The organism is Pseudomonas gebzensis, from assembly GCF_034427815.1.
GTDB lineage: Bacteria > Pseudomonadota > Gammaproteobacteria > Pseudomonadales > Pseudomonadaceae > Aquipseudomonas.
Genome location: NZ_JAXQNS010000001.1, coordinates 651,840 through 672,279, shown reverse-complemented (window position 1 = coordinate 672,279; position 20,440 = coordinate 651,840). Strand labels below are relative to the sequence as shown.

At 64.1% G+C, this 20,440-nt stretch carries 19 protein-coding genes; 7 read left to right on the top strand and 12 right to left on the bottom strand.

The genetic code is table 11. From position 1 onward, the window contains the following. Positions 1 to 77: 77 nt before the first annotated feature. From prpF to SJI00_RS03210, 5 genes are all read right to left on the bottom strand, one after another. Positions 78 to 1,262 (bottom strand): 2-methylaconitate cis-trans isomerase PrpF, encoded by a 1,185-nt coding sequence (prpF, locus tag SJI00_RS03230; RefSeq protein ID WP_322460292.1) that lies wholly within the window; start codon positions 1,260 to 1,262, stop codon positions 78 to 80. A 54-nt stretch (positions 1,263 to 1,316) separates the two neighbouring features. Beyond that, positions 1,317 to 3,905, bottom strand: coding sequence for a Fe/S-dependent 2-methylisocitrate dehydratase AcnD (gene acnD / locus SJI00_RS03225; protein WP_322460291.1), 2,589 nt, complete (start codon positions 3,903 to 3,905; stop codon positions 1,317 to 1,319). A gap of 105 nt (positions 3,906 to 4,010) precedes the next feature. Then, a complete protein-coding gene (gene prpC, locus SJI00_RS03220) occupies positions 4,011 to 5,138 on the bottom strand; it encodes a bifunctional 2-methylcitrate synthase/citrate synthase (RefSeq protein WP_322460290.1) in 1,128 nt (375 codons plus the stop codon). Between the two features lie 64 nt (positions 5,139 to 5,202). Then, positions 5,203 to 6,093 carry a methylisocitrate lyase gene (gene prpB / locus SJI00_RS03215; RefSeq protein WP_322460289.1) on the bottom strand — a complete coding sequence of 297 codons (891 nt, stop codon included), beginning with the start codon at positions 6,091 to 6,093 and terminating at the stop codon, positions 5,203 to 5,205. After that, positions 6,090 to 6,806: a GntR family transcriptional regulator gene (locus SJI00_RS03210; RefSeq protein ID WP_322460288.1), complete on the bottom strand. Its 717-nt coding sequence runs from the start codon at positions 6,804 to 6,806 to the stop codon at positions 6,090 to 6,092. The genes prpB and SJI00_RS03210 overlap by 4 nt, the downstream gene beginning before the upstream one ends. Before the next feature lie 291 nt (positions 6,807 to 7,097). Between SJI00_RS03210 and rloA the strand changes: the two genes are divergently transcribed. From rloA to SJI00_RS03185, 5 genes are all read left to right on the top strand, one after another. Next, positions 7,098 to 7,634 (top strand): retropepsin-like aspartic peptidase RloA, encoded by a 537-nt coding sequence (gene rloA, locus SJI00_RS03205; protein ID WP_322460287.1) that lies wholly within the window; start codon positions 7,098 to 7,100, stop codon positions 7,632 to 7,634. Between the two features lie 5 nt (positions 7,635 to 7,639). Further along, entirely contained in the window at positions 7,640 to 9,175 is a 1,536-nt protein-coding gene (gene rloB / locus SJI00_RS03200; protein ID WP_322460286.1) for an osmotic stress tolerance membrane protein RloB, read from the top strand. Then, positions 9,175 to 10,155: an alpha-L-glutamate ligase-like protein gene (locus tag SJI00_RS03195; RefSeq protein ID WP_322460285.1), complete on the top strand. Its 981-nt coding sequence runs from the start codon at positions 9,175 to 9,177 to the stop codon at positions 10,153 to 10,155. The genes rloB and SJI00_RS03195 overlap by 1 nt, the downstream gene beginning before the upstream one ends. 515 nt (positions 10,156 to 10,670) lie before the next feature. Next, on the top strand, positions 10,671 to 12,035 hold the full coding sequence (gene pabB / locus SJI00_RS03190; protein ID WP_322460284.1) for an aminodeoxychorismate synthase component I: 1,365 nt from the start codon (positions 10,671 to 10,673) through the stop codon (positions 12,033 to 12,035). A gap of 185 nt (positions 12,036 to 12,220) precedes the next feature. Then, positions 12,221 to 12,955: a phosphoadenylyl-sulfate reductase gene (locus SJI00_RS03185; protein WP_322460283.1), complete on the top strand. Its 735-nt coding sequence runs from the start codon at positions 12,221 to 12,223 to the stop codon at positions 12,953 to 12,955. A 274-nt stretch (positions 12,956 to 13,229) separates the two neighbouring features. On the opposite strand, the gene cysB is transcribed toward SJI00_RS03185, so the two are convergent. The 3 genes from cysB to SJI00_RS03170 form a co-directional block, all read right to left on the bottom strand. Next, positions 13,230 to 14,204, bottom strand: a complete 975-nt coding sequence (cysB, locus tag SJI00_RS03180; protein WP_322460282.1) for an HTH-type transcriptional regulator CysB — start codon at positions 14,202 to 14,204, stop codon at positions 13,230 to 13,232. A gap of 125 nt (positions 14,205 to 14,329) precedes the next feature. After that, positions 14,330 to 14,827: a universal stress protein gene (locus tag SJI00_RS03175; protein ID WP_322460281.1), complete on the bottom strand. Its 498-nt coding sequence runs from the start codon at positions 14,825 to 14,827 to the stop codon at positions 14,330 to 14,332. A 109-nt stretch (positions 14,828 to 14,936) separates the two neighbouring features. Then, complete coding sequence (locus SJI00_RS03170) at positions 14,937 to 15,887, bottom strand: putative 2-dehydropantoate 2-reductase (RefSeq protein WP_322460280.1); 951 nt, start codon at positions 15,885 to 15,887, stop codon at positions 14,937 to 14,939. Positions 15,888 to 16,136: 249 nt separating this feature from the next. Between SJI00_RS03170 and SJI00_RS03165 the strand changes: the two genes are divergently transcribed. After that, a complete protein-coding gene (locus SJI00_RS03165) occupies positions 16,137 to 17,213 on the top strand; it encodes a 3-deoxy-7-phosphoheptulonate synthase (protein ID WP_322460279.1) in 1,077 nt (358 codons plus the stop codon). A gap of 56 nt (positions 17,214 to 17,269) precedes the next feature. Here SJI00_RS03165 and SJI00_RS03160 read toward each other — a convergent pair whose 3' ends face one another. Then, on the bottom strand, positions 17,270 to 17,551 hold the full coding sequence (locus SJI00_RS03160) for a GNAT family N-acetyltransferase (RefSeq protein ID WP_016714752.1): 282 nt from the start codon (positions 17,549 to 17,551) through the stop codon (positions 17,270 to 17,272). Between the two features lie 489 nt (positions 17,552 to 18,040). Here SJI00_RS03160 and SJI00_RS03155 point away from each other — a divergent pair, with 489 nt between their 5' ends. Then, a complete protein-coding gene (locus tag SJI00_RS03155; RefSeq protein ID WP_312933975.1) occupies positions 18,041 to 18,292 on the top strand; it encodes an Lpp/OprI family alanine-zipper lipoprotein in 252 nt (83 codons plus the stop codon). Between the two features lie 118 nt (positions 18,293 to 18,410). Here SJI00_RS03155 and SJI00_RS03150 read toward each other — a convergent pair whose 3' ends face one another. From SJI00_RS03150 to SJI00_RS03140, 3 genes are all read right to left on the bottom strand, one after another. Continuing rightward, positions 18,411 to 19,388, bottom strand: a complete 978-nt coding sequence (locus SJI00_RS03150; protein ID WP_322460278.1) for a L,D-transpeptidase family protein — start codon at positions 19,386 to 19,388, stop codon at positions 18,411 to 18,413. A gap of 106 nt (positions 19,389 to 19,494) precedes the next feature. Continuing rightward, positions 19,495 to 19,776: a hypothetical protein gene (locus SJI00_RS03145; protein WP_322460277.1), complete on the bottom strand. Its 282-nt coding sequence runs from the start codon at positions 19,774 to 19,776 to the stop codon at positions 19,495 to 19,497. Positions 19,777 to 19,833: 57 nt separating this feature from the next. Continuing rightward, on the bottom strand, positions 19,834 to 20,439 hold the full coding sequence (locus SJI00_RS03140) for an arylesterase (protein WP_322460276.1): 606 nt from the start codon (positions 20,437 to 20,439) through the stop codon (positions 19,834 to 19,836). Between the last annotated feature and the right edge of the window lies 1 nt (position 20,440).

Sequence of the window (20,440 nt, the reverse complement as noted above, 5' to 3'; positions counted from 1 at the left end):
CAGCCTCATGCCCTGCCCGTCTCGCCGCAGGCCTTACCTTGGAGTGCCGGCTCCATGTCATACCGCACTCCATACTGCTACACCCCCGGCACCCTCACCCACCCCTCCATCAACACCCGCGCACTACGGCTCATCAGAGCCTTGGTCACCGTCCACTGGCCGTTCACCTGTTGCGCTTGGGCGCCCACGCGCAAGCTGCCGGACGGGTGCCCGAAGCGCACCGCAGTGCGGGTGCCGCCCCCGGCCGCCAGGTTGACCAATGTCCCTGGAATCGCCGCAGCTGTGCCGATGGCCACCGCCGCCGTGCCCATCATGGCGTGATGCAGCTTGCCCATCGACAGCGCCCGCACCAGCAGGTCGATATCCGTTGCCGGTACCGGCTTGCCGTTGGAAGCGATGTAATCGGCAGGCGCTGCAACGAACGCGACCTTCGGTGTGTGCTGGCGATCGGCAGCCTGCTCAAGCGTGCTGATCAGGCCCATGCGCAAGGCGCCATGGGCGCGCAGGGTTTCAAAACGTGCCAGCGCGGCCGGGTCACCGTTGATGGCCTCTTGCAACTCGCTGCCGGTGTAACCGATGTCCGCCGCGTTGACGAAGATGGTCGCAATGCCAGCGTTGATCAACGTCGCTTGTAGCCTGCCCAAGCCCGGCACCTCCAGCGTGTCGACCAGGTTGCCGGTGGGGAACATGGCGCCGCCGCCGTCGCCTTCATCGGCGGCCGGATCGAGGAACTCCAGTTGCACTTCGGCGGCTGGGAACGTCACACCGTCGAGCTCGAAGTCGCCGGTCTCCTGCACCTCACCGGCCGTGATCGGCACGTGGGCGATGATGCTCTTGCCGATGTTGGCCTGCCAGATGCGCACGGTGGCGATGCCGTTGTGAGGAATGCGCGCCGCGTCCACTAACCCGCTGGCGATGGCGAAGGCACCGACGGCTGCGGACAGGTTGCCGCAGTTGCCGCTCCAGTCGACAAAAGCGCGGTCGATGGCGATCTGTCCGAACAGGTAGTCGACGTCATGCTCGGGGCGCAGGCTGGGTGCGAGAATCACCGCCTTGCTGGTGCTCGACGTGGCCCCGCCCATGCCGTCGATCTGCTTGCCGTAGGGATCGGGGCTGCCGATCACCCGCAGCAGTAACGCATCGCGTGCCGGGCCTGGACGCTGGGCAGGCTCGGGCAGGTCGGCCAGGCGAAAGAACACGCCCTTGCTGGTGCCACCACGCATGTAGGTGGCAGGAATCTTCAGTTGTGCGGGATGGGCCATGGTGAATTCCTGTCGGCCAGGCCCGCCGCACCGCGACGGAGCTGGCGGGTTGAGTCAGACGGAGGCTTCGAGGAAGTCCTGGGCGAAGCGTTGCAGCACGCCACCGGCTTCATAGATCGACACTTCTTCACCGGTGTCGAGGCGGCACGTCACCGGCACCTCCAAGCGCTCGCCGTCGCGCCGGGTGATGACCAGGGTCAGGGTCGCACGCGGGGTGCGCTGGCCGACCACGTCATAGGTTTCACTGCCGTCCAGGGCCAGGGTGTGGCGGTCGGTGCCCGGGTGGAATTCCAGCGGCAGTACGCCCATGCCCACCAGGTTAGTGCGGTGAATGCGCTCAAACCCCTCGGCGACGATGGCCTCGACCCCGGCCAGGCGCACGCCCTTGGCCGCCCAGTCGCGCGACGAGCCCTGGCCGTAGTCGCCGCCGGCCACGATGATCAGCGGTTGCTTGCGCGCCATGTAGGTTTCGATGGCCTCCCACATGCGCACCACCTGCCCTTCCGGCTCCAGGCGCGCCAGCGAACCCTGGCGCACCTTGCCGTCGGCGCCGCGAACCATTTCGTTGAACAGCTTGGGGTTGGCGAAGGTGGCGCGCTGCGCGGTCAGGTGGTCGCCGCGGTGGGTGGCGTAGGAGTTGAAGTCTTCCTCCGGCACGCCCATCGACGCCAGGTACTCGCCCGCCGCGCTGTCGAGCATGATCGCGTTGGACGGCGACAGATGATCCGTGGTGATGTTGTCGGGCAGCACCGCCAGCGGGCGCATGCCGGTCAGGCTGCGCTCGCCGGCCAGCGCGCCTTCCCAGTACGGCGGGCGGCGGATGTAGGTGCTCATGGGGCGCCAGTCATACAGCGGCGCCACCTTGGGCCCGGTGTCTTGCTCGATGGCGAACATGGGGATGTAGACCTGGCGGAACTGCTCGGGCTTGACCGCCGCCTTGACCATGGCATCGACCTCGGCATCGCTCGGCCAGATATCCTTCAGGCGAATCTCGCGGCCCTCGACCACGCCCAGCACGTCTTTCTCGATGTCGAAGCGGATGGTGCCGGCGATGGCGTAGGCCACCACCAGCGGCGGCGAGGCCAGGAACGCCTGCTTGGCATACGGATGGATGCGCCCATCGAAATTGCGGTTGCCCGACAGCACGGCCGTGGCGTACAGGTCGCGGTCGATGATTTCCTGCTGGATCTGCGGGTCGAGCGCGCCGGACATGCCGTTACAGGTGGTGCAGGCGAAGGCGACGATGCCAAAACCGAGCTGCTCGAGCTCCGTTTCAAGCCCCGCTTCCTGCAGATACAGTTCCACCGTGCGCGAGCCGGGCGCCAAGGACGACTTGACCCACGGCTTGCGGGTCAGCCCCAGACGGTTGGCGTTGCGCGCCAAGAGGCCTGCGGCAATCACGTTGCGCGGGTTGCTGGTGTTGGTGCAACTGGTGATGGCGGCGATGATCACCGCGCCGTCAGGCATCTGCCCCGGCACATCGTCCCAGGCCCCGGCAATGCCGCGCGCCGCCAGGTCGCCGGTGGCGACGCGGGCGTGCGGGTTGGACGGCCCGGCGAGGTTGCGCACCACGCTGGCAAGATCGAAGCTCAGCACCCGCTCGTAAGCGGCGCCGGCCAGGCTGTCGGCCCACAACCCGGCGGCCTTGGCGTAGGTTTCCACCAACTGCACCTGCTGCGCTTCGCGCCCGGTCAGGCGCAGGTAATCAAGGGTCTGTTCGTCGATGGCGAACATGGCCGCGGTGGCGCCGTACTCGGGCGCCATGTTGGAGATGGTCGCGCGGTCGCCCAGGGTCAGCGCACGGGCGCCCTCGCCGTAGAACTCGAGGTAGGCACCGACCACTTTCTGTTGACGCAGAAATTCGGTCAGCGCCAGCACCAGGTCGGTGGCGGTGATGTTCGGCGCCAGCCGGTTGCGCAGCTCCACCCCGATGATTTCTGGCAGGCGCATCCACGAGGCGCGGCCGAGCATGACGTTCTCGGCCTCCAGCCCGCCGACGCCCACGGCGATCACGCCCAGCGCATCGACATGCGGCGTGTGGCTGTCGGTGCCGACGCAGGTGTCGGGGTAGGCCACGCCGTGCTCGGCGTGGATCACCGGGGACATTTTCTCCAGGTTGATCTGGTGCATGATGCCATTGCCCGGCGGGATCACTTCGACGTTCTTGAACGCGCGCTTGGTCCAGTCGATGAAGTGGAAACGGTCCTCGTTGCGGCGGTCCTCGATGGCGCGGTTCTTCTCGAAGGCCTGCGGGTCGTAGCCGCCGCACTCCACCGCCAGGGAATGGTCGACGATCAGCTGCACCGGCACCACCGGGTTGACCTGCGCCGGGTCGCCGCCTTTGTCGGCGATGGCATCGCGCAGGCCGGCCAGATCCACCAACGCGGTCTGGCCGAGGATGTCGTGGCACACCACACGGGCTGGGTACCAGGGAAAGTCGAGGTCGCGCCTGCGCTCGATCAACTGGCCGAGGCATGCGTCGAGCGTGGCCGGATCGCAGCGGCGCACGAGGTTTTCCGCCAGCACGCGCGAGGTGTAGGGCAAGCCGTCATAGGCGCCGGGCTGCAGCGCTTCGACTGCCGCGCGGGCGTCGAAGTAGTCCAGGTCGGTGCCAGGCAAAGCGGTTCGGTAGGCAGTGTTCATATCGTTATCAGGCTCTATCACGGTAATCGAGTGTTGCCACGGGTCGCCGAGGACGGGCGAACGCCCCCGGTGCAGCATTCAAGGCTGCGGCCCACTGCTCAACGGTCAGCGCTGCTCAAGCGGCACGAACGGGCGCTGCGCCACCCCGGTGTACTCTGCGCTGGGGCGGATGATGCGGTTGTTCTCGCGCTGCTCGAACACATGCGCGGCCCAGCCGGTGAGGCGCGAACAGACGAAGATGGGCGTGAACAGCTTGGTCGGAATGCCCATGAAGTGGTACGCCGAGGCGTGATAGAAATCGGCGTTGGGGAACAGCCGTTTCTGCTCCCACATGGTCTTGTCGATGGCCTCGGACACCGGGTACAGCACACGATCGCCCGCCTCGTCGGCCAGCTTGGCCGCCCAGCCCTTGATCACCTCGTTGCGCGGATCGGACTCTTTGTAGATGGCATGGCCGAAGCCCATGATCTTGTCCTTGCGCTCCAGCATGGCGAGCAGTTCGCGGGTGGCTTCCTGCGGGCTGCCGAAACGTTCGATCAGCTCCATGGCCGCTTCATTGGCGCCGCCGTGCAGCGGGCCGCGCAGCGAGCCGATGGCGGCCGTGATGCAGGAATACAGGTCGGACAAGGTCGAGGCGCAGACCCGCGCGGTGAAGGTCGAGGCGTTGAATTCATGCTCGGCGTAGAGAATCAGCGAAACGTTCATCACCTTCACATGCAACTCGCTCGGCGCCTTGCCCAGCAACAGCTGGAGGAAGTGGCCGCCCAGGGTGTCCTGGTCGCTTTCGCACTCGATGCGCACACCATGATGGCTGAAGCGGTACCAGTAGCAGACGATGGCCGGGAACAGCGCCAGCAAACGGTCGGTGCGCTCGCGCTGGGCGCCGAAGGTCAGCTCCGGCTCCAGGGTGCCGAGCATCGAGCAGCCGGTGCGCATCACGTCCATCGGGTGGGTGTCGCGAGGGATGCGCTCGAGCACCTCCTTGAGCGCCTGGGGCAGGCTGCGCAGGCCCTTGAGGCTGTGCTTGTAGTCGGTCAGCTCGGCGGCGCTGGGCAGCTCGCCGTAGAGCAGCAGGTACGCCACTTCCTCGAATTGGGCATGGGCGGCGAGGTCGCGCACGTCATAGCCGCGGTAGGTCAGCCCGGCGCCGGCCTGGCCCACGGTAGAGAGGGCGGTCTGCCCGGCAACCTGGCCACGCAGGCCGGCGCCACTGAGTACTTTTGCTTCGGCCATGGTGTTGCTCCTTTATTGAAATTGTCGGGGGAGTCATGGGCTCATCGGGGGTGTGTCGCGCGCCTCAGCGTTTCTCCTGCGCAAACAGGGCGTCGAGGTGCTGCTCGAAGGCGTGGTAACCGATGCAGTCGTACAGCTCCATGCGCGTCTGCATGGTGTCGACCACCTGCTGCTGGGTGCCGTCGCGGCGCAGGGCGGCGAAGACGTTCTCGGCGGCCTTGTTCATGGCGCGGAAGGCCGACAGCGGGTAGAGCACCAGCGACACGTCCACCGACGCCAGTTGCTCGGTGGTGAACAGCGGCGTGGCGCCAAATTCGGTGATGTTGGCCAGCACCGGCACCTTCACGCGGTCGACGAAGTGCTGGTACATGGCCAATTCGGTGATGGCCTCGGGGAAGATCATGTCGGCGCCGGCCTCGACGCAGGCGGCGGCGCGGTCGAGGGCGGCGTTCAAGCCTTCCACGGCCAGGGCGTCGGTGCGCGCCATGATCACGAAGCTGTCGTCCAGGCGCGCATCCACGGCAGCCTTGATGCGGTCGACCATCTCCTGCTGGGTCACGATCTCTTTATTGGGGCGGTGACCACAGCGCTTGGCACCGACCTGGTCTTCGATGTGGATGGCCGCCGCGCCGAACTTGCTCATCGCGCGCACGGTGCGCGCCACGTTCAAGGCCGAGGCACCAAAGCCGGTGTCGACGTCTACCAACAATGGCAGGTCGCATACATCGGTGATGCGTCGCACGTCTGTCAGCACGTCGTCCAGGCCGCTGATGCCCAGGTCCGGCACACCCAGCGAGCCCGCCGCAACGCCGCCACCGGACAGATAAATGGCCTTGAAGCCGGCGCGCTTGGCCAGCAGCGCATGGTTGGCGTTGATCGTGCCGACCACTTGCAATGGGTGCTCGGCGGCGACCGCTTCGCGAAACCGTTGGCCAGGGGTACTCATCCTTGTCATGCATCACCTCGAAGGTCAGGGGAGTCGGCGCCCAGTGCGTGGCGCTCGATGGTGCGTCGCGACGCGCCGATGTGGCGGCGCATCAGCAGTTCGGCCAGCTCGCCGTCGCCGGCCTCGATGGCGTCGAGAATACGGTGGTGTTCGGCGAAGGCCTGGTGCGGGCGATTGGGCGTGCTGGAGAACTGGATGCGGTACATGCGCACCAGCTGGTACAGCTCGCCGCAGAGCATCTGCACCAGGGTCTGGTTGCCGCTGCCGTGAATGATCCGGTAGTGGAAGTCATAGTCGCCTTCCTGCTGGTAGTAGCCCAGGCCTGCCTGGAAGGCGGCGTCTTGCTCGTGGGTGTCGAGCACCTGGCGCAGCGCGCGGATCTGCTCGGCGCTCATGCGCTCGGCGGCCAGCCGACAGGCCATGCCTTCGAGCGACTCGCGAATCTGGTACAGCTCGATCAGTTCGTGGGTGCTCAGCGACACCACCCGCGCCCCGACGTGCGGCACCCGCACCACCAGGCGCTGGCCCTCCAGGCGATGGATGGCCTCGCGCAGTGGCCCGCGGCTGATACCGTAGGTACGGGCCAGCTCTGGCTCGGAAATCTTGCTGCCGGGCGCGATTTCGCCGCTGATGATGGCAGCCTGGATGCGCCGAAAGACATGTTCGGAGAGCGTTTCGCCGTCTTCGGTCTGGGCTGCGGGGGCCGTGGCAATATCCTGCATTATTGTCGACACCTTTTCTCGTATTGCCTGAAAAGTAGCCAATAAACAGGTTGAGGTCAATCTAGAAAATGAAGATTGTCGACAATCGATCCCTCAAGAAACTCCACTCCCGCTTCGCTGTCTGAACGCCGCGCGCTGGCGTGACGGCCTCGGCGTGATAGACTGCCGCGCCGTTTGCCGGTGCAGGATTCCTTGCTGGCCGCGCTACAAGCGCGATGGCAGCTGAATGAGGATGGCAAGGCGCTGCGCCTTGCATCCTGCCTCGACTTTGCACCGTATTGCGCCAGGATTATGAAACTCACACCCGCCCTATCGTTGCTCTGCCTTCTATTGCTGCCAGCCCTGGGCCAGGCGGCGGAAAAGACCGTCTATGGTCTGAACGAGTACGCCCGCCTGGGCGACCTGGACCTTGAAGTGGCAGCCAAGCTCGACACCGGCGCCAAGACCGCGTCGCTGAGCGCCCGTGACATCAAGCGCTTCAAGCGCGACGGGGAAAGCTGGGTGCGCTTCTACCTGGGCATCGACACCGCTCACAAACACCCGATCGAACGCCCGCTGGCCCGCGTCAGCAAGATCAAGCGCCGGGCCAGTGACTACGATGGTGAATCGGGCAAGGCCTACACCGCTCGCCCGGTCATCGAACTGGCCATCTGCATGGGCCAGACCCAACGCACCATCGAGGTCAACCTCACCGACCGAAGTGCCTTCCAATTCCCGTTGCTGATCGGCTCGGAGGCGCTCAAGCACTTTTCCGCAGTCGTCGATCCAAGCCTTAAATACGCGGCCGGCAAACCTGCCTGTGCCCCCGAAGCTCCTACCGCAGAGTAATTCCGATGCGTTCTCTTACCCTTCACCTGAAAGTCCTGATCACCGTTCTGGTGCTCCTGGGCGTAATGGTCACGGCCTATCAGATTTTCTTCCTCGGCATTCCGGTGACCGAAGACGAAACCGACGACTTGTGGAACATCGATGCCAAGGTCGAGTTCGTGGCCAGTTCCAAGGATCCGGTCAAGGTGCAGATGTTCGTGCCGCCGCTCAATCGCGATTACGTCAGCCTCAACGAGAGCTTCATCTCCAACAACTACGGCGTGAGCGTCAATCGCACCGATGGCAACCGCAAGGTGACCTGGTCGGCGCGTCGCGCCAATGGCAACCAGACGCTGTACTACCGCCTGGTCCTGACCAAGCGCTTCAGCACCGAAAAAGCCAAGATCAAAGGCCCGACCTTCCGCGACAGCCTGGCCGTCGAAGGCCCGGAGAAGATCGCCGCCGAAGCGCTGATCGCACCGATTCGCCAGCATTCTGCTGACGTCGAAACCTTCGTCAGCGAAACCATCAAGCGGGTCAACAACCCCAACGACGACAACGTCAAGCTGCTGCTCGCGGGCGATACCTCGTCGCTGAACAAGGCCAAAGTCGTCAATCTGCTGCTGTCCATCGCCCACGTACCGGTCGAGAAGGTCCACACCATCCGCCTGGTTGCAGACACCCCGCAGAGCCCTGAACTCTGGCTGCGCAGCTTCAACGGCAATGACTGGCTGTACTTCAACCCCGACACCGGTGAACAAGGCCTGCCCAACGACCGCCTGATGTGGTGGAGCGGCGACGAAAACCTGATCACGGTCGATGGCGGCAAACGCGCCAATGTCACCTTCAGCCTGAACAACAGCGAGATGAATGCCATCCGCCTGGCCAAGCTCACCGACGAGAACACCGACGCCGACTTCCTCGAGTACTCGCTCTACAGCCTGCCGCTGCAAACCCAGCAGACCTTCATGATCATGGTGATGATCCCGATTGGTGTGCTGGTGATCCTGGTGCTGCGCAACCTGATCGGCCTGCAGACGCTGGGTACCTTCACCCCGGTACTGATCGCCCTGGCCTTCCGCGAAACGCAACTGGGCTTCGGCATCGTCTTGTTCACGGTGATCACGGCGCTGGGGCTGTCGCTGCGCTCCTACCTCGAACACTTGAAGCTGCAGATGCTGCCGCGCCTGTCGGTGGTGCTCACCTTCGTGGTGGTGCTCATCGCCGCCATCAGCCTGTTCAGCCACAAGCTGGGCCTGGAGCGCGGCTTGTCGGTGGCGTTGTTCCCGATGGTGATTCTGACCATGACCATCGAGCGTCTGTCGATCACCTGGGAAGAGCGTGGCGGTGGCCATGCCATGAAAGTGGCCATCGGCACGCTGTTCGCTGCATCGCTCGCGCACCTGCTGATGATGGTGCCGGAGCTGGTGTACTTCGTCTTCACCTTCCCGGCCGTGTTGCTGATCCTGGTGGGCTTCATGCTGGCGATGGGTCGCTACCGCGGCTACCGCCTGACCGAGCTCGTACGCTTCAAGGCGTTCCTGAAGAAGGCTGATGCCTGATGTTCGGACTGATCAAGACCTGGAAGGCCCTGGAGGCGCGGGGCATCATGGGCATCAACCGGCGTAACGCCGACTACGTGCTCAAGTACAACAAGCGCAGCCTGTACCCGGTGGTGGACGACAAGATCATCACCAAGGAGCGGGCACTGGCGGCCGGCATTCATGTGCCGGAAATGTACGGCATCATCGAGACCGAGAAGCAGATCGATACGCTGCACGAGATTCTCGGCAAGCGCAGCGACTTCGTCATCAAGCCGGCGCAAGGCGCCGGTGGCGACGGCATTCTGGTGGTGGCCGACCGCTTCGAGGACCGTTACCGCACCGTGTCGGGCAAGATCATCAGCCATGAGGAAATCGAGCATCAGGTCTCGAGCATCCTCACCGGTCTGTATTCGCTCGGCGGGCACCGCGACCGCGCACTGATCGAGTACCGCGTCACCCCCGACCAGATCTTCAAGAGCATCAGCTACGAAGGCGTGCCGGACATCCGCATCATCGTGCTGATGGGCTACCCGGTGATGGCCATGCTGCGCCTGCCGACCCGCCAGTCCGGCGGCAAGGCCAACCTGCACCAGGGCGCCATCGGCGTCGGTGTGGACCTGGCCACCGGCGTGACCCTGCGCGGCACCTGGCTGAACCGCATCATCAGCAAGCACCCCGATACCACCAACTCGGTAGACGGTGTGCAGTTGCCGAACTGGGACGGTTTCATGAAGCTGGCCGCCAATTGCTATGAGCTGTGCGGTCTTGGCTACATCGGCGTGGACATGGTGCTGGATCAGGACAAGGGCCCGTTGATTCTCGAACTCAACGCCCGCCCCGGCCTGAACATCCAGATCGCCAACGACTGCGGCCTGACCCAGCGCACCCACGCCATCGAGGCGCATATCGAGGCGCTGGCCAAGGAAGGCAAGACCGAAACGCCTGAAGAGCGCGTGCGGGTGGCGCAGAACCTGTTCGGGCACGTGCCGCAGCACTGAGCCAAGCGTTTTACAGGCTGTTACCGCGCCGGTGCAGCACAGGCCCCGTATCGAGGTGTTGATACGGGGCCTGTGCTGCACCGGCGCTGTCGTTCAGGGGGCTGCGCGTGGCGGTGGCGCCGAGCCGCCGTACAGGCGTTTGCCCGCGTGACGACCGCCCGCCGATCCCAGCCGGCGACGCCTGCCGTGCGGGCGCTGAGACTGATCAAGGGTGGTGATGTTTGCCATGAGGGCGCTGGGGGCCGATCAGGGCGGTGATGTCCGCCTTGAGGGCGCTGGGGCTGATCAAGGGAGGTGATGCCCGCCTGGAGGGCGCTGGGGGCTCATCAGGACGGTGATGTCCGCCTTGAGGGCGCTGGGGCTGATCAGGCTATCGCCTCACACGATCAGCCGGCGCTGGCCATCGCGAAGTCAGCCCAGCGCTGAACAGCGCGAGAATGTCGCTCCGACGCTAGGCGGCTTTCCTGCAGCGGACTACAATCGCCCTCCTCGCTTTGCCAGCCCTGTCCCGACCCATGCCGACCTGTACGCTTCACCCGCTGCCCTATCAGCCTGACCCCGCCGTCTACTTCGCTCACCTGCGTGCTGCGCCGGGTGCGGTGCTGCTCGACAGCGCCCGCCCTGACGCTCAACGCGGGCGCTTCGACCTGCTCAGTGCCTGGCCGCTGGAGCAGTTTCAGGTGCAGGCGGGTGAACGCGGCGACGACTACCTTGCGCGCTTGCGCCAGGCCTTGCGCAGGCTGGGCACGGCGCAGTTGCCAGACGACTGCGAGCTGCCCTTCGCCGGCGGCCTGATCGGTTACCTGAGCTATGACTTCGGTCGGCGCCTGGAGCCCTTGCCGGCGCACGCGCTGGATGACCTGGGGCTGCCAGACGCGCAGTTGGGGCTGTACGCCTGGGCGCTGGTCACCGACCACCACCTGCGCACCAGCCAGTTGGTGTTTCACCCGCAGCTGGACGCCGGCGAGCGCCATCGGTTGCTGCACCTGTTCGCCTCTTGCTGCGCTGCGCAGGCTGGCCCCTTTCGCCTGCTCGCACCCATGCAAGGGGACCTGCACGCTGCGCAGTATCGAGCCGCCTTCGACCGTGTTCAGGCCTACATTCAGGCCGGTGACTGCTACCAGATCAACCTCACCCAGCGCTTTCGTGCGCGGTGCGAAGGCGACCCCTGGCACGCCTATCAAGCCGTGCGCAGCGCCTGCCCGACACCGTTTTCGGGCTTCCTGCAACTGGCCGACGGCACGACGCTGCTGAGCTTCTCCCCCGAGCGCTTCATTCAGGTGCGCGGCCGCCAGGTGGAAACCCGTCCGATCAAGGGCACCCGCCCCCGTGCCAGCGCGCCCGACCAAGACGCCGCCAACGCCCGCGAGCTGCTCGGCAGCGCCAAGGACCGCTCGGAAAACCTGATGATCGTCGACCTGCTGCGCAACGACCTGGGCCGCACCTGCGAGATCGGTTCGGTGCAGGTGCCCGAGCTGTTCAGCCTGGAAAGCTACCCCAACGTGCATCATTTGGTCAGCAGCGTCACCGGGCGCCTGGCGGCGGGCAACGATGCGCTGGACCTGATCGCCGGCAGCTTCCCCGGCGGGTCGATCACCGGCGCGCCGAAGATCCGCGCCATGCAGATCATCGACGAGCTGGAGCCGACTCGCCGGGCGCTGTACTGCGGCTCCTTGCTGTACTTGGATGTGCGCGGCGAAATGGACAGCTCCATCGCCATTCGCAGCCTGCTGATCAAGGACGGTCAGGTCAGTTGCTGGGGCGGTGGCGCGGTGGTGGCCGATTCGCACTGGCAGGCTGAGTACGAGGAGTCGATCGCCAAGGTCAGGGTATTGATGGAAACCCTGCAAGGGCTGGGCACGCGACCTGAACAACCTTGATCACCGGTCAGGCCGGTGCACACCAGGTGCCCGCGCCTGCCACTGCCCGCGCGTCCTGAACCAGGCCTGATGGCCTTGCGCACAGCGACCGTCGACACGCCCTGCCCCGTCGCTGATCTGCCATTTTTTGTTACCATCGAGCCACTACGAGCGCCCAGCGCCACTATCACGATGGAAACCGCCTGATGAGCCAACCTTTCGACGTCGCCGCCCTGGCCGCGACCTACGCCAGCAAGTCCCCCCAGGACATCCTCAAGCTCGCCTTCGAGCACTTCGGTGATGATCTGTGGATTTCCTTCAGCGGCGCCGAAGATGTGGTGCTGGTGGACATGGCCTGGAAACTCAACAAACAGGTCAAGGTGTTCAGCCTCGACACCGGCCGCCTGCATCCCGAGACCTACCGCTTCATCGAGCAGGTGCGCGAGCAGTACAACCTGCCGATCGAACTGCTCAGCCCCGACCGCGACAAGCTCGACGCCTTCGTCAAGGAAAAGGGCCTGTTCAGCTTCTACCGCGATGGCCACGGCGAATGCTGCGGCGTGCGCAAGATCGAACCGCTGCGGCGCAAGCTGGCCACCGTCAGCGCCTGGGCCACCGGCCAGCGCCGCGACCAGAGCCCCGGCACGCGTAGCCATGTACCGGCCATCGAAGTGGACGGCGCGTTCTCCACACCCGAGCGCCCGCTGTACAAGTTCAACCCCTTGGCGCAGATGACCAGCGAAGAAGTGTGGGGTTATATCCGCATGCTCGAACTGCCCTACAACAGCCTGCATGAGCGCGGCTTCATCAGCATCGGCTGTGAACCCTGCACTCGCCCGGTGCTGCCGCGCCAGCACGAGCGCGAGGGGCGCTGGTGGTGGGAGGAGTCAACGCAGAAGGAATGCGGGCTGCATGCCGGCAACCTGATCAGCAAGGGCTGAGAGCAAGCGTTCGGGCGAGCATGGTCGGGGGGTAGGAGCGGACGGTCCGGCGCTCCGGCATTGCTGTGGTGGGCGGCGCAGCCGGCCTGAAGCTGCCACCTCGCTTGCTCTGCTGCGTCGCGGCGCCTGAATCGGGTCGGTTGCCGACCTGATGCCTCAGGAGCGCGCGGTCAGGGTCGGAGCGGCTACTGCCGCGATGGGCCGCTAAGCGGCCCCCCGGACTACGAACTGACCGATATCAGGCTCGCAGGCCGGTTTTTCAGACCTGTAGCACTCAGTGCACAGGCAGTTCGACGCCTTCGAACAGCGCTTCAAGCTCTTGCTTGTTGTGGCACTGGATCGCCTTGGCCATCACTTCGCGGGTCAGGTGCGGGGCGAACTTCTCGATGAAGTCGCACATGAAGCCGCGCAGGAAGGTGCCACGGCGAAAGCCAATCTTGGTGATGCTCGGCTCGAACAGCTCGCTGGCGTCCAGGGCCACCAGGTCATTGTCGAGCTTGGCGTCGACCGCCATGCCCGCCACGATGCCCACGCCCAGGCCCAGACGCACATAGGTCTTGATCACGTCGGCGTCGGCCGCGGTGAACACCACTTTCGGCGTCAGGCCACGGTGGCTGAAGGCTTCGTCGAGCTTGGAGCGGCCGGTGAAGCCGAACACGTAGGTCACGATCGGGTATTCGGCCAAGGCTTCCAGGGTGAGCTTGGGCAGCTTGCTCAGCGGATGGCCCTGGGGCACCACCACACAGCGGTTCCATTTGTAGCACGGCATCATGATCAGGTCGTTGAACAGCTCCAGCGCCTCGGTGGCGATGGCGAAGTCGACGGTGCCGTCGGCAGCCATCTCGGCGATCTGCATGGGCGAACCCTGGTGCATGTGCAGGGCCACATCCGGGTACTGCTTGATGAACCCACTGATCACCGGTGGCAAGGCGTAACGCGCCTGGGTGTGGGTGGTGGCGATGGACAGCGTGCCTTTCTTCTCGTTGGAGAATTCCTGGGCGATCTGCTTGATGCTTTCGACCTTGCGCAGAATTTCACCCGCCGTGGTGATGATGCGTTCGCCGGCGGGCGTGACACGGGTCAGGTGCTTGCCGCTGCGGGCGAACACCTCGACACCCAGTTCATCTTCGAGCAGGCGAATCTGTTTGCTGATCCCGGGCTGAGAGGTGTACAGGCTCTGCGCGGTGGCAGACACATTGAGATCGTGGTGCGCCACCTCCCAGATGTAGCGCAATTGTTGAAGCTTCATAGGTGTCCCTCGGATCAGCGTTGGGTCAGCAGCGGGTGGTGACGGGTTATAACTATATTAGTGGATAAACAAATAAATCTAGAACTTTTTCGTCGGCCTGACAGGGAAATAACTGACGGCTAGGTTCATACTTTCCTACGCCCAAGGTGTTGCGAGAGCGGGACCATGTAGACCGGCACCGTAGACAGCTGCAAAAGCCGCACGGCGGTACGGCCAATCGGCACATCCACCCCCGCACCCTGACTATGGCTGCCGAATATCAGCAGGTCGGCCTGCACCCGCTCCACCTGGTCGAGAATCACCTGCGCCGGATCGCCCTGGCGCACACGCACCGCCTTGATCAGCGCCAGATCGGCCGGCTCGCCCAGTTCTTCGCGAAAGTTCTCGAGCACCCGTTGCTCGATATTGGCCAGCACGGTGTTGACGCCCTGATTGTGCAACTGGTCCAACGTGCGCTCATCCAGATAGCTCTGCAGCAACGACTCGGCGAACTGGCCCATGGGCTCTACTGCATGAACGACATAGAGGCTGGCATCGAAGGTACGCGCCAGGGCCAGCGCGTGCTGCATCACGAAAGGGGCATAAACGCCCAGGTCGCTGGCGTACAGCAGGGAACGGATCATTCGGCCTCCTCGACTGCCACAGCGGCAGGGCACGGTTGAGCTTAGCAGCGCCTTGGCCGGCCGCAGGGCCGCGTGGGGCGTCGCTCAGCCGGCCCAGGCAGAACGCGATTCAACCTTGCCGGTTGGCCCGGTCGATGAATGACAGCGCCTGGTACAGGGCCTCGATGCGCGGCAAATGGCAGCCGGCCGCGCGGGCACGCGCCAGCGGCTCGGCGTAGATCGCCTGCAGCTCGAGCGGCCGTTGCTGCACATGGTCGTGGTACATGCTGGGCCAGTAGTCGGGCATCTGCTGGGTAACGCGCAGCAGGTGCGCGGCGTAGTCGTCGTCCACTGCATAGCCACAGGCCTGTGCGCCCTGCACCACCTCGCCCATCAGCGCCTGGATCAGCGCGCGGCTGTCGGCATCGCCCATCAATGGGGTGGTGCTGGCGCGCAGCAGCACCGACAGGCCGTTGTAAGGCACGTTCCAGACCAGCTTCTGCCAGCGCGCCAGGCCCAGGTCGTCCATCGCCTGGGAGTCGAGGCCCGCGGCGTGGAACAGCTGCGCCGCGGCATCGACGATGCCGCGGCGGTCATCGTGCGCGGCCGGGCCACTGTGGTAGCCCACATTCACCGCGCCCAACGCCTGGTGGCGGATGACGCCAGGTGCCTGGCGGCTCACGCAGATGAAACACAACCCACCGAGCAGGTGCATGTCCTCGCGCAGCGCCGGGCGCAGTTGCTCTTCCACGCCCAGGCCGTTCTGCAGCAACAGCACCTTGGCGCCAGGGGCGGCGGCCTGCACGATCAGCGGGGCCAACTCGGCATTGCTGGTGGCCTTGGCACCGACCAGCAACCAGTCGCATGGCGGCAGATCGGCAGCATCGTTATAGACCTGCACCTTCATCGACACCGCGCCGTGTCGGGCGCTGTCCAGCGTCAGGCCCTGGTCGCGCACGCGGGCGTAGTCACTGCGCAAGAGAAAATGCACATCGAAGCCGGCGCGGGCCAGCATCAGGCCATAGAAGCCGCCAACGGCGCCGCTGCCAATGATGCCGATACGTACAGGGGTAGAAGTCATCCAGTTCTCCAGGGGGCTTTGACAGCAGACGATCTTGGCACGCCAGCCAGGCCGATTTCGAGCCTGGCATCGCCCCAAGGGCGACAACTCAACGCCCCGGCCTGCAAAAACCCCACAGCGGTCGGGGTTTGCCCATTGTCGCAGGCCCCGTTAACGCGCTAAGGTTCGGCCCTCCCCGCTGCGAACAATCTGCTGCTGGGCCGCACGGGGTTGCTGGCGGCCGGCACCCGTGACCTGACGAGTAACACGATGGCTGATTTACCGATCGATGACCTCAACGTCGCCTCCAACGACACCCTGATCACCCCCGATCAGCTCAAGAAAGAAATCCCCCTCAGCCGCAAGGCCTTGGACACCGTGACCAAGGGCCGTGAAGTGGTGCGCAACATTCTCGACGGCAAGGACCATCGCCTGTTCGTGGTGGTGGGCCCCTGCTCGATCCACGACCTCAAAGCCGCCCATGCCTATGCCGAGCGCCTGAAGGTGCTGGCTGAAGAGGTCTCGGACACGCTGTATCTGGTCATGCGGGTGTATTTCGAGAAACCGCGCACCACCGTCGGCTGGAAGGGCCTGATCAACGATCCGTACCTGGACGACTCGTTCAAGATCCAGGATGGCCTGCACATCGGTCGGCAACTGTTGCTCGACCTCGCCGAGCAAGGCCTGCCCACCGCCACCGAAGCGCTTGATCCGATCTCGCCCCAGTACCTGCAAGACCTGATCAGCTGGTCGGCCATCGGCGCACGCACCACCGAATCGCAGACCCACCGGGAAATGGCTTCTGGCCTGTCTTCGGCCGTGGGCTTCAAGAACGGTACCGATGGCGGCCTGACCGTGGCCATCAATGCCTTGCAGTCGGTGTCCAAGCCGCACCGCTTCCTGGGCATCAATCAGCAGGGCGGCGTGTCGATCGTCACCACCAAGGGCAACGCCTACGGCCATGTGGTACTGCGCGGCGGCAATGGCAAGCCCAACTATGATTCGGTCAGCGTTGCCCTGTGCGAACAGGACCTGGCCAAGGCCAAGATCAAGCCGAACATCATGGTCGACTGCAGCCACGCCAACTCCAACAAGGACCCGGCCCTGCAGCCGCTGGTGATGGACAACGTGGCCAACCAGATTCTGGAAGGCAACCAGTCGATCATCGGCCTGATGGTAGAGAGCCACCTGAACTGGGGCGCCCAGTCCATTCCGAAAAACCTCGAAGACCTGCAATACGGTGTGTCGGTGACCGACGCCTGCATCGACTGGGCGGCCACCGAGACCGCCTTGCGCAGCATGCACGCCAAGCTCAAGGAGGTACTGCCCAAGCGCCAGCGCGGCTGATCATTGGCGCAGGTACAAAAACGCCGGGCAATGCCCGGCGTTTTCACGTAGTCGATTCACGCTTTGCTGGAGTGGCGCTGCTGGCGCTCCATGTAGCGTTCTACATAAGAACAGGACGGAATTACCGTGTAACCCATCTGCTCGGCGTAGGCCAGCGCCTGTTCGGTCAAGGCGGCCGCAATTCCACGACCGCGCAGGGCGTTGGGTACGAAGGTGCGGTAGATGTCCAGCGTCTGCTTGCCCAGGTCCATGTACGTCAGGTAGGCCCGGTGACCGTCCACATTGGTCTCGAACTGATGACCGGCCTGGTCATGGTGGATGGTCAACGCTTCACTCATCACAGCTCCTTGCAGGTCTTCTGGCAGACCTTCGCCTTATCGATAGGGTGGTTACGGCTGAACCGCCTCTGCGCCCCCGTTGCGCGTTCGACAGCACAACTTGCACAATCGTTCTGCTGCGCGGGACGCTTGAATAGTAGGCGTTGTGCAACAGCTTACTCAAGCCGAGGCCGGCAAATAATACAGCGACCACGCCTGCGTTGAATGATGCAAAGATCAGCCAGATATTCAAAAAGCATAGACGTTGAGCGACAGGAAAAGTCACCCTTAGTTCAACGAAAAAGTTACTCTGCAAGTGCCTGCAGGCCAGACGGGCTCAAGCGGCCATGACAGTTACCTTACACGCCGCCAAGGCCGCCAGATTTTTTCAAGCTTCTTGCGTTCAGTCAGTTTACTTACTACAAGTAATGGGTACTATGTACGCCGGCCAGTTTCTCATTTTCGAGAGATGGCTCTTTAATAGATATAAAGTCCTTGAAGGGGAACACGATGAACAACGTTCTGAAATTCTCTGCTCTGGCTCTGGCCGCAGTTCTGGCTACCGGTTGCAGCAGCGTCACCAAAGAAACCGAAGCTCGCCTGACCGCTACCGAAGACGCAGCAGCTCGCGCCCAAGCCCGTGCAGACGAAGCTTACCGCAAAGCTGACGACGCTATGGCCGCTGCTCAGAAGGCTCAGCAAACTGCTGACGAAGCCAATGAGCGCGCTCTGCGTATGCTGGACAAAGCCAGCCGCAAGTAATAATCCTCACGGATTATTGTTAAGCCGATCCCTTGCCGGATCGGCTTTTTATTGCCCGTCGAAAAGCCACGAACACAAAAAAGCCCGCACAGGGCGGGCTGATCAAGCGCACCAGCGCTTATTGCAGTTCGGGCGGAAGACCGCCGTCCCCTGCTGCAACACCCCCATTGGTCGACGGCACCGCAATTTCCACCGGCATGCCATCTTCGGCCGCCACCACATCACGCACCATGTCCCAGTTCATCTGCAGGCTGTTGGCCAAGTCTTCACGCTTGAGCAAGGCATTGATCACTGCCGTGTGTTTGTCGACCACCGACGGATTGCCACTCTCGTCCAGCGGCGTGTGCGCCTCGAGATAGACCTTGCCGGCACTGAGGCCGAACTTGTAAGGCTCGTTGATGATGCGCACCGAGGTGCCGACCGGGACCAGCCCCGAGAGTTGCAGCACGTTGTTGTTCAACATACGGAAGCAGCCGTGGCTGGTACGCATGCCAATACCGAACTTCTTGTTCGAGCCATGAATGAGGTAGCCCGGAACACCGAGGGTGAACTTGAACGGCCCGAGCGGGTTGTCAGGGCCTGCCGGAACCACGGCCGGGAGAATATCGCCATCGGCGGCGTGCTCGGCGCGGATGGAGGCAGGCGGGGTCCAGGTCGGGTTGGGCGTCTTGGCAATGATCTTGGTGTTGGCAATCGGCGAGCCCCAGCCCTCACGCCCGATCCCCAGCGGGAAGGTGTACACCACGCTTTCGCCCTTGGGGTAGTAGTACAGGCGGTACTCGGCCAGGTTGATCACCACGCCTTCGCGCGGCCCGGGCGGCAGCACGTAGCGCGTGGGCAGAATGATTTCGGTGCCGGCGCCCGGCAACCATGGATCGACCCCCGGGTTGGCCGCGATCATTTCCAGGTAGCCCAGGTCATTGGCCGTGGCGATATCGGCGAAGGTGTCTTCGTACTTGGCGGTGACCGTGCGCACTTGGCCCACCACATCTTCACCGGGCGGTGGCAATGGCAGTTCCAGCGCGACAGCGGGGCCTGCAACCAGCAGGGCGGCCAGAGTCAGGCAACGGGCAACGACAGGAAAGCGCGGCGACATCCAGTGGATCCTTGGCAATCGGGTTCAAGACATTCAAGTGTACACGCGCGCCAGGGGAAGCGGGAGGCGCGGGCTCGTGCAGCCGAGGGCAGATGATGAAAGGCGCTCAGAGCAGTGGCCAGACCGGCCGAGTACCGCCCCGCTGGGCCAGCAGAATGGCCTTGCACAGCTGGCACAGGCGCTGATCACGGTAGAGGCTGCGGGTTGCCACCGACCACCGCGGCTGCGCCGGCAGCAGGCCGCCGCACAGGGTACGGTCGGCAGGCGCGCCGAGTTCGAGCTGGCGGGTGACAAGGTGGACACGAACTTCCTGGCAGGCGAACAGATCGAGTTGCTCATCAGGCTCGATCAATTGGTAAGCGAACAGGGACCAGGCGGGGCGCGGCATCGGGGGCACTCGAAACGGGGGCGCAACTTTAGCCCAAAGCCACCCCCGATTAAAGCGTCAAAGCAGCGGTTTAATGATTGGCCAGGCGTTGTCCAGCAAGCGCTGTTGCGCACCCAGCGCCGGGTGCACGCCGTCGGCCTGCATCAACTCAGGCACACCACCGACCCCCTCCAGGAAAAACGGCACCAGCGGAACGTCCTTGGCCTTGGCCAGGTCCGAATACACATTGGCGAACGCCGTGGTGTAGCGAACGCCGTAGTTGGGCGGCAGGCGCATGCCCAGCAGGGCTACCTTGGCGCCACTGTCGCGGGCCTTGTCGATCATCGAGGCAAGATTTTGTTGCAATTGATCAGGGCGCTGCCCACGCAGGCCATCGTTGCCCCCCAGTTCCACCACCACCAACGCTGGCTTGTGTGCCTGCAACAGCGCTGGCAAGCGGGCCTGACCGCCTGCGCTGGTGTCGCCACTGATGGAGGCATTGACCACCTGCGTATCGAAACCCTCTTGCTTGAGGCGTTTCTGCAGCAGGGTTACCCAACCCTTGCCGGTATCCAGGCCAAAACCGGCGCTGATACTATCGCCGACCACCAGCAACGTTCCCGCCACCGCAGTCTGCGCCAGACAACACAGGACCAGACCGACACTCAACCACCCTCTTCGCATT